The sequence below is a fragment of the Acinetobacter faecalis genome, from assembly GCF_034187745.1.
Taxonomy (GTDB): Bacteria; Pseudomonadota; Gammaproteobacteria; order Pseudomonadales; family Moraxellaceae; genus Acinetobacter; species Acinetobacter faecalis.
Window position 1 is genome coordinate 302,608 of sequence record NZ_JAXHPF010000002.1, and the last position, 14,437, is coordinate 317,044.

Consider the following 14,437-nt stretch of genomic DNA (forward strand, 5'->3'; position numbering starts at 1 on the left):
GTTCGGCATTTTTAAAATATAAGTAATTTTACACTTCTGCAATATCAAAAACCTGACGTAAATATGCAAGAAAAGTATCATTATCTGTCATAGTTTTTCCTGGACTATCTGAAATTTTCGCAACAGATTGTCCATTACATTCCACAAGTTTCAACACAATATTAAGCGGTGTTTGCCCCATATCATTGGTTAAATTTGTGCCTATACCAAAACTCACTTGGAAACGATCTTTAAAGTAATTATGCAATGACCACGCTTTTTCTAAATTTAAGCCATCACTAAACGTGAGCATTTTAGTTTTGCTGTCAATTTTAAGATTTTTATAGTGTTCATAGGCTTTGTCACCCCATTCGTATGGGTCGCCACTGTCATGACGTAAACCATCAAACAGTTTTGCAAAATACAAATCGAAATCACGTAAAAATGCATCCATTCCGACGACATCGGTCAGCGCAATTCCTAAATCACCACGGTACTCTTGCACCCAAGTTTCTAATGCCGATTTTTGGAAATTACGTAAGCGCACATCTAAAGCTTGGAAAGCCTGTAAGAATTCATGCGCCATTGTTCCAATAGGCGTAATGTTTAAATTCTTCGCAATAAGAACATTACTTGTTCCACGAAAAATATGCGGTGCAGCTTTGTTAAATTCTTCAATAACGTGCTTTTGCCATTCAAAACTATAACGACGACGTGTTCCAAAATCTGAAACCAAAAATGGTGGATCACTTGGATTTTGTTCTGCTTCGTATTTTTTAAGTAGTTCAACTTTTGCTAAAAGACGGCGTTCACCTTCTTCCAAAACGTCATCTGAACGAATACGTTTAAAATAAAGCTCATTTACAATGGCAAGTACAAAAATTTCAAACATCATCGCTTGAACCATTGGACCTTCTACCCAAATATCCAAACGACCTTCTTCATCTATTCCAGCTTTTATAAAACGACGCTTTAATTGAAATAATTCTAAATAATCGACAAAATCACTTTTAATAAAACGCAAACTTCTTAAATATAAAAGCTCGTCTTCTTTAAATTGAAGTTGGCAAAGATAATCTAATTGCTCATTTAAATCATCTAAAATGTCCACAAGTGGATAAGCCGTATCTTGCAAATTACGGCAACGGAAATGATAGACACTATGCGTTTGTGGAAACTTATGAAGAACCACCTGAAGCATTGTAAATTTGTATAAATCTGTATCAAGTAAAGATTGAATGATTGGAGCCATATCTTGATGTATTTCGCTGTGCTTATTGCATTAAAGCATATTTTTTAAGTAAAAATTAAAAGTTTTATCTGACAGTAGTCTGTTTTAGATAAAAGAAAAGATCCAATTTATCTTGGATCTTAAATATTCTTAATATTCAGAGCGTAAAATTAATCTTTTAACTGCTTTAATTTCTCATCCTGTCCAATAATTTTGGCAAATTGTTCAACTGTTTTCTGTCCTGTTTGCTTTGCATTTACATCACAATCTGTTTTGCGAAGCTGTTTCACAATAGACCATTCTAATTTAAACATTGCGCCCATTAAGGCTGTATTGCCTTTATTGTCGCGGGCACAGCGGTCTGCACCGTTTGAAATTAAGGTCGTTACAATATTTTGATGTCCATAATAAGCCGCCATCATGATTGGCGTGTAACCATCCTTATTTCTGACATCTACAGGAAAACCATATTTTAAAAACTCATTGATCACTTCTTCATTACCCGTTTTAGCAGCAGCAAAAAATAGATCAATCAATTCCTGTTGTGAGTTCACCTGATTAGTTACAGCATTTTTAGCGGGGGAGATATTTTTGACTTCAGTTGCTGTTGCAAATGCAGAAGAAAAGACAAAAATACTAGCTAAAAATGTTCGTTGTAAAATACTCATAATGAACTCCAACAGAAATCGAATTATTTCAAAGTTTGAAATTTGCAAAAATTGAGTGCCTGTAAAACTCCCCTAGGGTGCAGGAAAGGAATTGAGTTCTACAGGACTTTCTTGAGGTGACTTCCTATGCCCTAGTCACCAATTCAGCCAATCAACCTAAATTGATTAGTTAAAGACTTAGTCTTTTAATTTCGCTGCTTTTGCTTTTACAGTCGCCAAGTTACCATTTACAGCTTTAGTCATGCGTGTACCGTAGTCTGCATCTGCTTTATAGAAGTAAGACAACATGATGTGTTTTGTTTCTGAATCTTTAACGTTGCCTAAGTCAGCCGCCAAGTTCATGATCAAATCATCTTTTTCTTTTGCAGTGTATGAACGGTATAAATCACCAGCTTGCTTGAAGTTTTGTTCTTTCACAGCAATTTGTTGAACATAACCAGATAAAGGCGTTTCTACCGCACGTGCTTTCGCAGTTGATGGTTTTGGCTCTTTACGGCTTGGTTCATAGTTCACGTCAGAATCACGTTCACTTACGTTCATGTAACCATCTTGGTTGTTATTATTTACTTCAACCAATGGACGGTTTACAGGAATTTGCTGATGGTTCGTGCCTAAACGATACATTTGAGTATCTGAATATGAGAACACACGACCTTGTAATAAACGGTCTTCAGATGGTTCGATACCTGGAACTAAGTTACCTGGTGCAAATGCGGATTGCTCAGTTTCGTTAAAGAAGTTCTTCGGCATACGATTAAGCGTTAACGTACCTACTTTAGTTTCTGGAACTAAATCGTTAGGCCAAATTTTTGTAGGATCTAAAGGATCGAAATCAAACTTACCTAAATCTTTCGGATCTAAAACTTGAATATAAAGATCCCATTTAGGGAAGTTACCTTTGTTAATATTGTTGTAAAGATCATTCGTTAAGTGGTTGAAGTCTTTACCTTGCTGTTCCGCAGCTTCTTTAACGTTAAGACCTTTTACGCCTTGTTTAGAGCGGAAGTTAAATTTAACGTATTTGTATTCGCCTTTGTCGTTATACAACTTGTAAGCGTGAACACCAAAACCATCTTGTTCACGATAGCTTGTTGGCACACCTTGGTTACCATACACATAAGTCAACATGTTTGTTGCCCATGGTTGGCTAGACAAGAAGTCAAAAACACGGTTCGCATCTTGAACGTTGTTAATTGGGCTTGGCTTCATTGCATGAATGAAGTCTGGGAATTTAATTGCATCACGAATAAAGAATACTGGAGATTGGTTACCCACTAAGTCCCAGTTACCTTCTTTTGTATAAAACTTGATAGCAAAACCGTGTGGGTCACGTAAAGTTTCAGGAGAACCTTTACCATGAATTACAGTTGAAAAACGTAAGAATACTGGAGTTTTTGTGCCACCTTTGAAAAGTGATGCAAGTGTTAAATCCGATAAATCTTTAGTTGCAACAAACTCACCATAAGCACCTGTACCACGTGCATGAACAACACGCTCAGGAATACGCTCGCGACCAAAACGTTGTAATTTTTGTACCAATTGAACGTCTTGTAGCAAAGTGCCACCATTTGGACCTGCGGTGATTGAGTTTTGATTATCACCCACTGGAGCACCGTTATCTTTTGTTAATGGTGCAGCTTGTGTCGCTGCCGTTGCTGCTGTAAGCATTGCAACCAATAAAGAACGCTTAAACATGATGTTTTCTCTCAATTCATACCTTTCCTGCACGGGCTAAATTACATTTTTCACATAAATTGGTAAAAGGGTTTATTTTTATATTTACAATCGTTTTATTAGATCATGTGTTTGGTTTTATATGATTTTTTTATATTTATTATATACTTATACAAATCCAACGCTTAAAACATCATGCTGAATAGTGATATTTGCTACAATCTGTTTGAATTAAAAAACATCATATGTGGTTGTGTTATGCGTGCTTTATTGCAACGAGTTCTTGAAGCTAAAGTAGTTGTAGATGGTGAAATAACTGGAGAAATTGAAAAAGGCATTCTGGTTTTTCTAGGTTTAGGCAAAGAAGATAATTTAGAAAAAGGCAAAAAGCTGATCGATAAAATTTTAAAATATCGCTTTTTTGATGATGAACAAGGAAAAATGGGCTGGAATATTTCCCAAGCCAATGGTGGCTTATTACTTGTTTCTCAATTTACTTTGATGGCACAAACACAAAAAGGTTTACGTCCTGACTTTGGTCCTGCAATGACACCAAACGATGCAAAAGAACTTTATGAACAACTGGTTGAATATACAAAATCTCAGTTTGAAAATGTTCAAACAGGTATTTTCGCAGCAGATATGAAAGTGCATTTGGTCAATGATGGACCTGTGACATTTAACTTGGAAATTGAATAACTCAATATGTTATAGATGCAAAAAAGCCCTCATATTTGAGGGCTTTTTATTAAGCTTTCTCCTAATTTCTACTTTCTCAAAGAAAGGAAACTTTGGAGTAAAATTCTTATTTACCCGTTTTTTCTTTGATGAATTGACGAGCAAAAGACAATTTTTCTTTCACAGGCTTTGGCAATTTTGGTGGAATAAGTCGAGCAACGCGGTTAAACCAAACCAATAAACTGAAATCGCCTTCCATTTTAATTGTGCCGTTTTGCATACCTGTCATAAATACAGATGGATCGCCTTTAGCCAAAGTTTTCACACCTTGCTCACTGTCTGCAAACTGCAAAGTAAAATCAGCAGGTTCAGCACTTCCTGAAACGGTATCAATTTTGCCATTATTCACAATAATTTGACGTGCCATACCTAAGTCCGTACCAATTTGAATACGGAACTGTCTATCGTGAATTAACTCAATAAATTTAGGACTTGTACGAGCCAATTGCTTCATACGCAATACTAAACCTGCAATCATAAGATCAAGTGGATCTGTACTCACATCAACAAGTGGTAATTTTACGACAGGTAGTGAAGGAAATTTCATGACATCGAAGCCTATTGTAATTTTATAAAATTGAACTACGACATCCTACCATAGCTTATTTTTTTTGCAGTACTGCTTTACGTAATAAAGTATAAATTTTAGGTATAAAAAAATGCACATAAATGTGCATTTTTCAAGAAAGATCAGTCTTCGCTTAACGGCTAGAATATTGCTGCTGATCGTCCTCATATACTGGAGTATGCTCAATATAACGACGCTTTGCTACTGCTGCTCGTTCCGCGCGACGATCTTCAACTAAAAGCAATATCGTCATCATGACCATTGCAAATGAAATCGCAGCTAAATAACTATAGGTTACAGGGAATTCGAATACTGTTTGTACGCTAAAACGTACCGCTTCCAGTAATCCCCAAAACACCATTCCAGCCATCATAAAACTTAACCAGCGGCGATAAGGCGAGAAGAAAACAGCAATCAAAGCAACCGCTACTAAGCTTATGCCGACAATGCTTGCTAAATCTGCTGTTGCCATAAAAACCTCCGTTAGTGTTAGATTTGTGCTTTTGTACAAAGCGCCCATCTAACGCGAATACCTTTAATTAGATTAATGGGCTATGTATATTTAAACTCTATGAAAAGCATTATGAGCAGTTTTTTGTATAAAAAAAGACTTGTTATTTGGTTATGCGACATACATTGTCGCAATATTATATTGTAATTACATTTTTTTGATTTTAACTTTTTCGGGAACTTAAGCCTGTTCTTTCTTAGCGTGTCATTACAAAAAAAACAGTGCTCTTTTTAGATCAGAAATTTTTTTTACCGATGGCATTTATCGTTATTTTTTTCTTGTATTAAATTGCTACTTGCTTCTCGTTTTCGACCTAAATTCAAACAAAAAAATACGGCATGACTGCCGTATTTTTATTCAAACTATTCAGTGATTAAGCTCGATTTAAGTCTTTATCATGAACGCCAAGTAAATAAAGTACGCCATCTAAACCAACGCTTGAAATGGCTTGGTTTGCATTTTGACGAACTAATGGTTTAGCACGGAATGCTACGCCTAAGCCTGCAATTGAAAGCATTGGTAAATCGTTTGCACCATCGCCTACTGCAATTGTTTGTTCAAGTGAAATACCCATTTCTTCAGCAATTTGCGTCAGTAATAAAGCTTTACGAGCACCATCTACAATATGCCCTTTCACTTCACCTGTTACCTTGCCATCTTGAATGTCTAAGATGTTTGCATGTACTTCATCTATACCTAATTTTGCTTGTAAATATTCTGCAAAATATTGAAAACCACCAGACAAAATTGCCGTGCGATAACCTAATGCTTTTAATGTAGAAATTAAACGTTCTGCACCTTCAGTAATAGTTAATCGTTCTGCAATACTTTCAAGTACAGAAGCATCCATACCTTTTAATAAAGCAACACGTGCACGGAAACTACTTTGGAAATCAAGTTCACCTTGCATTGCACGTTCGGTAATTTCAGCAACTTGCTCCCCTACGCCTGCTTCTTTCGCAAGTTCATCAATCACTTCTTGTTCAATAAGCGTTGAATCCATATCGAAACATACTAAGCGACGGTTACGGCGGTAAGCATTGTCTTCTTGAACAGCAACATCGACATTTAATTCGCTAGATAACTTTAAGCAAGCCGCACGCATTGCAGCTGCATCTAACATTTGCCCTTTTAAACCAAACTCTACACAAGCACGTTTAGGCTCAATTGCTTCATTTTCTAAAGTTGGTCTACCAGATAAACGTGTTACCGTTTCAATGTTAAAGCCTTGGCTAGACACAATTTGAGTCACTGCTTGTAAGTGAGATGCTTTTAATTCAGGAGCTAATGCCGTTACGATATAACGTGTGCGCCCGCCTTCACTTACCCATTGATCATAATCTGTTGTTAAGATTGGTTTAAAGCGAACAGTTAAACCAATTTCATGTGCTAAAATTAAGATCTCTTTCATGGCTAATGCTGTCGCAGTCTGATCTTCAGAGGCAACAACAATACCTAAAGTGAGTTGATTATGGATGACGGCTTGGCCAACATCTAGAATTTGTAAGGAATGAGCGGACAACACCTGCATTAATCGAGTAAACTGATTAGGTTGGTCAGGTCCTAAAAATGATATAAGAATGATTTCACGCATGAATTGACTCTGGTCTGAGCTACAACTATTGTTAGAATCATAATCGAATTTAAGTAGAATTACTTTGGAAGTTTACGTTGAATGCGCCTAGACAAGGGCTATTTGCTAGCCTACTGATTGTAAGCTTTACCTTGCATACCTTTTTATTGGTACTTGCAACGACACATCAATTAAATGAAAACCGCGCCAATCAAGGGCAATTGATGACAACTCAATTGGTTACGGACAGCTTATCTGAGCTTGATCCTGCCAATACAGTGTCTCTTGCTTTGTTGGCGAATCGTTATGCAACCAACCCGAATATTGCATCTATTCGTATTTTAGATGCCAATAAGCAGGTGCTTGCGACTGGCGGCATGTCAAAAACACGTCAGGGTGAAATTTTTGTTCGTGATGCCTTACAAAATGAAAAGAAAGTCGGAACAATTGAAATTACGTTAATTAAGCCAAGTATTGGTGAAATTTTACGTACTCAATGGATGGCAATTCTATTTTCATTATTTATTCATAGCTTATTATGGTTAGCGTATCGCGCTATTGCTCGACCAAGCCGTACTGAGTATCTTACAAATATTAATAATGAAGCGCGCTTAAAACACGAACTTCAAATGCTGACTCAAGCATTAGAACAAGAAAAGAAAAATTCAGCTGTAACATTGGCGCAATCTCAGCATCTTTCGAAGCCTTTAGTTAAAGCAAGAGAATTCAAAACCGAAACTCAAGATCAAAATGCAATTGCTTTAAATATTCAGTTCTACGATCCAAAGCAATTACTTGACTCAATTACAGATAAGGTTTCAATTCCTTACTTTAATTTATGCCAAATCTTTTTAACAAAGAGTATTGAGCTTTGTGTTCAGCATTACAAATTGAATGTTTCCGACATTACAACTGTTCAGCAGTTCAATCGAAATGGTGCAACTTTAACTATTTCTTCTGAGAAGCCTAATGCTGCAGAGTGTTTAGCGATAATTGGTACAGTGTTCCAACTTCTGTCTGAAGTATTGTATAAGCGTTACCGCGAAGACAAACGTTTTGTTCTACAAACTCGTTGTGCTATCGCAACTTCAGTTGAAACAATGCAGCTAAATGCAGTACAAGCTGCGGAACGCTTAGTAAATCAACTTTCAGCAAAAGAAAGTGCAATTTACCTACCAAATGAGTTATTAAAAGATTTGTCTACGCACTATGAATTGGTGAATCTACCAAATCCGACCAATGTTTTAACGCGCCATGCATTTATGATTAACGGCATGGATAGCAATCAAGCGGAGTTGGCTCAAACTATTCGTACTGAAATCCTTAAAGCAAAACAATCTCGCGCATCTTAAGCATGCAATGTTGAAATAAAAAAGCCTGACTAAATGTCAGGCTTTTTTACATCTAAAAATTTATTTTTCTGTTTTATCTGATTTAGCTGCCCAATACGTTGCAAGCGCAGAACCCGAAATATTGTGCCATAAACTAAAAATAGCACTTGGAACTGCCGTAATGGGTGAAAGTGCAAAATGTACTGCAGCTAAAGCTACACCTAAACCTGAGTTTTGCATTCCCACTTCAATAGAAATTGCTTTGCAATCTGTGTACGGCAATTTGAATATTCGCGCTGCCCAAAAACCTAAAAGTAAACCTAAACCATTATGTAAAATTACAACGCCTAAAATCATTAAGCCTGATTCTAAAATTTGTGCCTTACTGCCTGCAATAATAGCAGCAACAATTGCGACAATCGCAACTACAGAAATTAGAGGCATAACCTGAATATAATGATCGACCTTTTTTTTCAAAATAGCACGTACAAGCAAACCTAAAACTATTGGAAATAACACCACTTGTAAAATAGATTTCAGCATCGACATGGCATTAATATCAATCCACTGACTGGCTAAAACATAAAAAATTGCAGGTGTCAGAATTGGCGCAAGAATTGTGGAAACAGAAGTACATGCAACAGAAAGCGCTGTATTTCCTTTTGCCATATAGGTAATAACATTCGAAGCTGTGCCACCAGGGCAACAACCTACGAGAATCACTCCAATTGCAATTTCTGTAGGTAAGTTAAAAAGCTTACATAGCAAATAAGCCAAAGTAGGCATCACAATAAACTGTGCAAATACACCAATCGTGACCGCTTTCGGGCTTTGTAATACACCTTTAAAATCGCCCAAGGTCATAGTCATGCCCATACCAAACATAATGATGCCTAACATCCATGTAATATAGGTTTTTAACCAAACAAAGCTCTCTGGGTTATAAAGGGCAAGTCCTGAAAAAAGTATGACCCATAAAGCAAAGGTCTTTTTAACAAACTCTGAAAATTTAAAAAGAATAGACATCTGCCTACTCCTGTATTTATGGTTTTAGGAGATAAAAATAAAGGGAATAATTCTGTATTATCCCCATGAAAGACGATACTTATTTAAGCCTGTTGTTGTATTAAATCTTTCATATTAATTCGATGTACACCTGCTTCCAACATATCTTGCCATGCTTGCTGCAGCGAACCGTTTAAATCAATTCCTTTGGTCGCATCTGCAATGACAAAGGTTTTAAAACCTAAAGTTACAGCATCAATTGCCGTCCAAGCCACACAAAAATCTGTTGCAATGCCCACAACAAAAACAGTGTCTATCGCACGTTCTTTTAAATAACCAGACAAGCCTGTTGTTGTTTTATGATCAGCTTCCATAAATGCCGAATAACTATCTATATGACGATGGAATCCTTTTCGAATAATAAGCTGAGCTGTTGGCAATTTTAAATTTGGATGCAATTCAGCATCATGAGTTCCCTGTACACAATGCGATGGCCACAATACTTGCGTACCGTAATCTAGTTCTACAGTATCAAAAGGGTTCTTATTGGCATGGTTTTGGGCAAAAGAAATATGATCTTCAGGATGCCAATCTTGCGTGATAATAATATTTTCAAAATACGTCGCAATTTCATTGATGTTTGGAATAATTTCATCTGCATTTGCAACAGCTAAATTTCCACCTGGTGTAAATCCATTTTGAACATCAACAACAATTAAAGCTGCATTTTTTTGCATAAGCCGACCATGTTCTTCTCAGTTTAGACTGTATTCAAGCATAACTTAAAATTTTATGTTTATTCTAAACGAGTAAATTATTTGACTGCCTAGGGTAAAGCTACAATAAAAAAAGACCCGCTCATGGCGGGTCTTTTAAGAAAATTTTGCTTAGTTCGTTGTATTCATTTTACGAACAAGTAACAACATCACTACAGCTGAAATGATAATACATGGAATTGCTGCTGAGATCACACCTGCCGCACCAAAACCTGCTGTTAATAAGCTACCCGCAATTGCAGGACCAAGCATAGCGCCAATACGGCCTACCGCAGAAGCAACACCAATACCTGTGCCACGCACTGTTGTTGGATAAACAATACCACCGAATGCGTAAAGTACACCTTGACAACCAATTACGAATGCACCAACCAATGCCGAAGCCATATACATTTGTGTTAATGAGCCTGCTGCGTTTAATGCAATTAGACCAGCCAAGATACCGCCGTACATTAACAAAATAACATAAGCTTTCTTCCAACGGTCAGTCAACATACCTAAAATGATTGTACCAATCGTTGCACTTACCATGAAGTAGAACTGCGCAGTTGCACCTTCTTTACGTGTAAAGCCTAGTTCTTGGAACAATGATGGCAACCAGCTTAACATGATGTAAACCACCATCAATGTGAAGAAGTAGCTTGTCCAAATGAACAATGTACGCATTAAATTTTGAGAATTAAATAAATCTTTGAATGAGCCCTGAGCAGCAGCATCTGCTGGCGCTGACGCAGCAATATCTTTTGCTTTTAAGTATTCTTTAGATTCAGGTAAGAACCACATCATTACTGGAATAACGATGATTGGCAGTAAACCACCTAGGTAGAAAATATTTTTCCAGTTACTACCAAACTCAGTTGCTGCAATCAAAGATAGAATTGCTGCACCTACAGGCATACCACAGTACATTAAGCCAACAGCACGACCACGGTTCTGTGGAGATACTGCTTCTGATGCTAAGGTAATGAGAATAGGCATTGCAGCACCCAAACCAGCACCCGCTAAGAAACGCACTGCCAATAAAGAACCAAAGCTATTTACCCATACAGTACATAAGGTGAAAACTGCAAATGTAGCTACTGACCAAATAAGGACAGTTTTACGACCGATACGATCGGCAATTCGACCACCAACTAAAGCACCTGGTAATAAACCCAAAATACCAACACTGAAGAAAATGCCTAATTGAGAACTATCTAAGCCAAAATGTTCTCTAATCCCCGCCGCAGCAATCCCTGCTGCTTGAATATCTAACCCTTCGATTACTGCAATAAGAAAGCAGATTGCTACTGTAACAATTGCATGCTTCTTATTGGATTGGTGATTTACACTATCCATAGTTAAACTCAAACTAGATGTTAAGAAAGTGCCCATCATCTTTAAATTTGAAATAAAACTGTAGCTAACTATTGGTGGAATAGAGTTTGATATTTGAAATTAACTCATGTGAATTTTCTATTAATTTATTATTAGATAAATAGTCTTAAAAACAATAAATAATTAAAATAGATGGAGCAATATTGTATTTTTATGCTCAATTAAAGAATATTTTATCACTATGCAATAATGGTAATTTTCTTAAATAGACTAAAAAGGTCTTAAATAATGATTTATTTTCGATAATTAAACCTCAAATTAAGCCGACTATTAAGATCAACTTTATCTAAAAATAGATTTATTTCATCTTAAAAATAAGTATTTAAATATCAAATAACTTTTAAATGAATCTCTGAATAGATTTAAAACAAAATATTTTTGTTGGATTTTCATAATTGAAAATTAAAAAAAGGCTCATTTTAATGAAGAAAATAACAGCGTTTTAAAATCAAACTTATAATTTCAATAAAGTTTTATAAATATTAAAAACTTTGTTATTGCTTTGACTAAAGGTTATTGTTCTGACAAACTGAATCAGTCATAATTTGCATAAGCATTATTCAATGATGATTATTGAATTTTGACTCAAATCAAAATACTGCAACCATCCACATTTTCTGTTTCGCTACATAACGTGGATGGGAAAATAGGATATTTTTAAAAAATGACTCAGCAAGCACAGACCATTCAAGGCTCAATTGTCGCAATTGTCACCCCAATGTTAGAAGATGGCAGCGTAGATTGGAAGGGTCTAGAAAAGCTCGTTGAGTGGCACATAGAACAAGGCACGAACAGCATTGTTGCAGTTGGCACAACTGGTGAAGCATCTACTTTAAGTATGGCTGAACATACTCAAGTGATCAAAGAAATCATTCGTGTAGCAAACAAACGCATTCCGATTATTGCTGGTACTGGTGCAAACTCAACACGCGAAGCCATTGAACTTACGCAAGAAGCAAAAGAACTTGGTGCAGATGCTGCATTGTTGGTGACTCCTTATTACAACAAGCCAACACAAGAAGGTTTATATCAGCATTATAAAGCCATTGCAGAAGCAGTAGACTTACCTATCATTCTATATAATGTACCGGGTCGTACTGGTGTAGATATGCTGAATGAGACAGTTATTCGTCTTGCAGACATCCCAAACATTGTTGGTATTAAAGATGCTACTGGCGATGTACCACGCGGTCAGGAATTAATTATTGGCTTAAATGGCAAAGCAATGACTGTTTACTCTGGTGATGATGCAACTGCGTATCAACTTATTGCATTAGGTGCTAAAGGTAATATCTCTGTTACCGCAAACGTTGCGCCTAAAGAAATGAGTGAAGTATGTGCAACAGCACTTACTGGCGACTCTTCAAAAGCAGAACAATTAAATAGCAAGGTTGCTATTTTACATGACATTTTATTCTGTGAATCGAACCCAATTCCGGTGAAATGGGCGCTTCATGAAATGAAACTTATTGGTACAGGGATTCGTTTACCTCTTACCCCACTTGCAGAACAATATCGCACTCCGCTTCGTGAAGCACTCACGTCGGCAGGCATCATTAAATAAAAGAGCTTATATTATGCAAATACGTTTTGGTTTAGTCACTGCACTTTCAGCTTTAAGTTTGGTTGGTTGTAGTTCACTTGGAATCGGTAATGGTTCTTTGGACTATAAAAAAACAGCAACAATCGAACCTTTACAATATCCTGAAGGTTCAATGGTTAGACCAGTAACGCCTTTGTATCCTGCTCCTATTGTTGATCCTCTTGCGACTGCAAATGCACCAAAATATGAAAATGAACGTGGTAATCGTTTTGCGCTTCCACGTCCAACAACATTTACGCAAACGACTACACAAGATGATTTAAACGAAGGCTCTATTGGTCGTCCTCAGCAAATAACTGATGGTAATCAAAATCCTTTGCTCAAAATTGATGGGAATTCTGCTACAATTTGGCAATATACACTTGCCACGCTTAGCAGTCTTAACCACTCAATTGTAGCTCAAAGCAAAAATGCGACTGATGTAACAATTAAGATTGATCAAAAATCTTACGTATTAAGACTATCTTCTGTTGGTTCAAGTAATAGCCTCGCTGTGTTCAATACTGACAACACTTTTGCAGACAAACAAGTTGCTGCAGAATTGTTAGCCCAGATTTATCAAAATTGGCCAGCCTAGACATTTCTAGGCATTTTTTTTGAAAAAGGTTCCCTCCATGTTAAAACAAACCTTGCTCTATACTGGTAAAGCAAAATCTGTTTATGAAACAGATAGTGCAGACCATCTGATTTTAGTCTTTCGTGATGATGCTTCTGCATTCAATGGCGAGAAAATCGAACAACTAGATCGAAAAGGTAAGGTTAACAACCGTTTTAACGCCTTTATCATGGAAAAGCTGGCTGCTGCTGGTATCGAAACACATTTCGAAAAACTTCTTTCTCCTACAGAAGTTTTAGTTAAAAAGTTAGACATGATTCCTGTTGAATGTGTAGTTCGTAACTATGCTGCAGGTTCATTATGTCGTCGCTTAGGTGTTGAAGAAGGCAAAGAGCTTGTTCCACCTACTTTCGAATTATTCTTTAAAGATGATGCACTTGGTGACCCAATGGTTAACGAGTCGCAAGCAATCACTTTAGGTTGGGCAACTGCTGAGCAACTTGCTCGCATGAAAGAATTGACTTACCAAGTAAATGAAGTTCTTAAAGAATTATTCGCAACTGGCAACATGCTTCTTGTAGATTTCAAACTTGAATTTGGTGTATTCCATGACCGCATTGTTCTTGGTGATGAATTCTCTCCAGACGGTTGCCGTTTATGGGACAAAGATACTAAGAAAAAACTCGACAAAGACCGTTTCCGTCAAGGTTTAGGCGGTGTTGTTGAAGCTTATGAAGAAGTTGCTGCACGTATTGGCATCGACCTTTCAGATATCTAATAATATCTGATCTTCAAGAAACCGAGCTAATAAGCTCGGTTTTTTTATGTTTAAAGTTCACAATTAGAC

General features: G+C 36.7%; 14 protein-coding genes. 5 read left to right on the forward strand and 9 right to left on the reverse strand.

All coding sequences use genetic code 11. The features are described from left to right. Window positions 1–28: 28 nt before the first annotated feature. From pncB to SKM54_RS03340, 3 genes are all read right to left on the reverse strand, one after another. On the reverse strand, window positions 29–1,231 hold the full coding sequence (gene pncB / locus SKM54_RS03330; protein WP_321089027.1) for a nicotinate phosphoribosyltransferase: 1,203 nt from the start codon (window positions 1,229–1,231) through the stop codon (window positions 29–31). A 149-nt stretch (window positions 1,232–1,380) separates the two neighbouring features. Continuing rightward, window positions 1,381–1,878 carry an ankyrin repeat domain-containing protein gene (locus SKM54_RS03335; RefSeq protein WP_321094049.1) on the reverse strand — a complete coding sequence of 166 codons (498 nt, stop codon included), beginning with the start codon at window positions 1,876–1,878 and terminating at the stop codon, window positions 1,381–1,383. Window positions 1,879–2,055: 177 nt separating this feature from the next. Beyond that, the gene (locus SKM54_RS03340) at window positions 2,056–3,573 is read right to left on the reverse strand and encodes a catalase (RefSeq protein WP_321094052.1); all 1,518 of its coding nucleotides are present in this window, start codon (window positions 3,571–3,573) and stop codon (window positions 2,056–2,058) included. Between the two features lie 237 nt (window positions 3,574–3,810). Between SKM54_RS03340 and dtd the strand changes: the two genes are divergently transcribed. Continuing rightward, window positions 3,811–4,251 (forward strand): D-aminoacyl-tRNA deacylase, encoded by a 441-nt coding sequence (gene dtd, locus SKM54_RS03345; RefSeq protein WP_321089029.1) that lies wholly within the window; start codon window positions 3,811–3,813, stop codon window positions 4,249–4,251. Window positions 4,252–4,357: 106 nt separating this feature from the next. On the opposite strand, the gene SKM54_RS03350 is transcribed toward dtd, so the two are convergent. The 3 genes from SKM54_RS03350 to serB all read right to left on the reverse strand — a co-directional run bounded on the left by SKM54_RS03350 (window position 4,358) and on the right by serB (window position 6,963). Further along, window positions 4,358–4,837 carry an SCP-2 sterol transfer family protein gene (locus SKM54_RS03350; RefSeq protein ID WP_154773295.1) on the reverse strand — a complete coding sequence of 160 codons (480 nt, stop codon included), beginning with the start codon at window positions 4,835–4,837 and terminating at the stop codon, window positions 4,358–4,360. Between the two features lie 154 nt (window positions 4,838–4,991). Then, complete coding sequence (aciT, locus tag SKM54_RS03355; RefSeq protein WP_248103962.1) at window positions 4,992–5,330, reverse strand: ciprofloxacin tolerance protein AciT; 339 nt, start codon at window positions 5,328–5,330, stop codon at window positions 4,992–4,994. Between the two features lie 412 nt (window positions 5,331–5,742). After that, the gene (serB, locus tag SKM54_RS03360; RefSeq protein WP_154773297.1) at window positions 5,743–6,963 is read right to left on the reverse strand and encodes a phosphoserine phosphatase SerB; all 1,221 of its coding nucleotides are present in this window, start codon (window positions 6,961–6,963) and stop codon (window positions 5,743–5,745) included. 77 nt (window positions 6,964–7,040) lie between these two features. On the opposite strand from serB, the gene SKM54_RS03365 reads away from it, so the two are divergent. Continuing rightward, window positions 7,041–8,294: a hypothetical protein gene (locus SKM54_RS03365; protein ID WP_321094054.1), complete on the forward strand. Its 1,254-nt coding sequence runs from the start codon at window positions 7,041–7,043 to the stop codon at window positions 8,292–8,294. Between the two features lie 60 nt (window positions 8,295–8,354). Here SKM54_RS03365 and SKM54_RS03370 read toward each other — a convergent pair whose 3' ends face one another. The 3 genes from SKM54_RS03370 to mhpT all read right to left on the reverse strand — a co-directional run bounded on the left by SKM54_RS03370 (window position 8,355) and on the right by mhpT (window position 11,446). Then, window positions 8,355–9,299 carry a bile acid:sodium symporter family protein gene (locus SKM54_RS03370; RefSeq protein WP_321094057.1) on the reverse strand — a complete coding sequence of 315 codons (945 nt, stop codon included), beginning with the start codon at window positions 9,297–9,299 and terminating at the stop codon, window positions 8,355–8,357. 83 nt (window positions 9,300–9,382) lie between these two features. After that, on the reverse strand, window positions 9,383–10,015 hold the full coding sequence (gene pncA / locus SKM54_RS03375; protein WP_321091383.1) for a bifunctional nicotinamidase/pyrazinamidase: 633 nt from the start codon (window positions 10,013–10,015) through the stop codon (window positions 9,383–9,385). Between the two features lie 150 nt (window positions 10,016–10,165). Further along, on the reverse strand, window positions 10,166–11,446 hold the full coding sequence (gene mhpT / locus SKM54_RS03380) for a 3-(3-hydroxy-phenyl)propionate transporter MhpT (RefSeq protein WP_321091513.1): 1,281 nt from the start codon (window positions 11,444–11,446) through the stop codon (window positions 10,166–10,168). A 649-nt stretch (window positions 11,447–12,095) separates the two neighbouring features. Here mhpT and dapA point away from each other — a divergent pair. The 3 genes from dapA to purC are packed head-to-tail and all read left to right on the forward strand — an operon-like array spanning window position 12,096 to window position 14,368. Continuing rightward, window positions 12,096–12,995: a 4-hydroxy-tetrahydrodipicolinate synthase gene (gene dapA, locus SKM54_RS03385; RefSeq protein WP_321094059.1), complete on the forward strand. Its 900-nt coding sequence runs from the start codon at window positions 12,096–12,098 to the stop codon at window positions 12,993–12,995. A gap of 13 nt (window positions 12,996–13,008) precedes the next feature. Then, entirely contained in the window at window positions 13,009–13,611 is a 603-nt protein-coding gene (locus tag SKM54_RS03390) for a lipoprotein-34 precursor (NlpB) (protein ID WP_321094062.1), read from the forward strand. A gap of 37 nt (window positions 13,612–13,648) precedes the next feature. After that, entirely contained in the window at window positions 13,649–14,368 is a 720-nt protein-coding gene (gene purC / locus SKM54_RS03395) for a phosphoribosylaminoimidazolesuccinocarboxamide synthase (protein ID WP_154773304.1), read from the forward strand. Window positions 14,369–14,437: the final 69 nt, after the last annotated feature.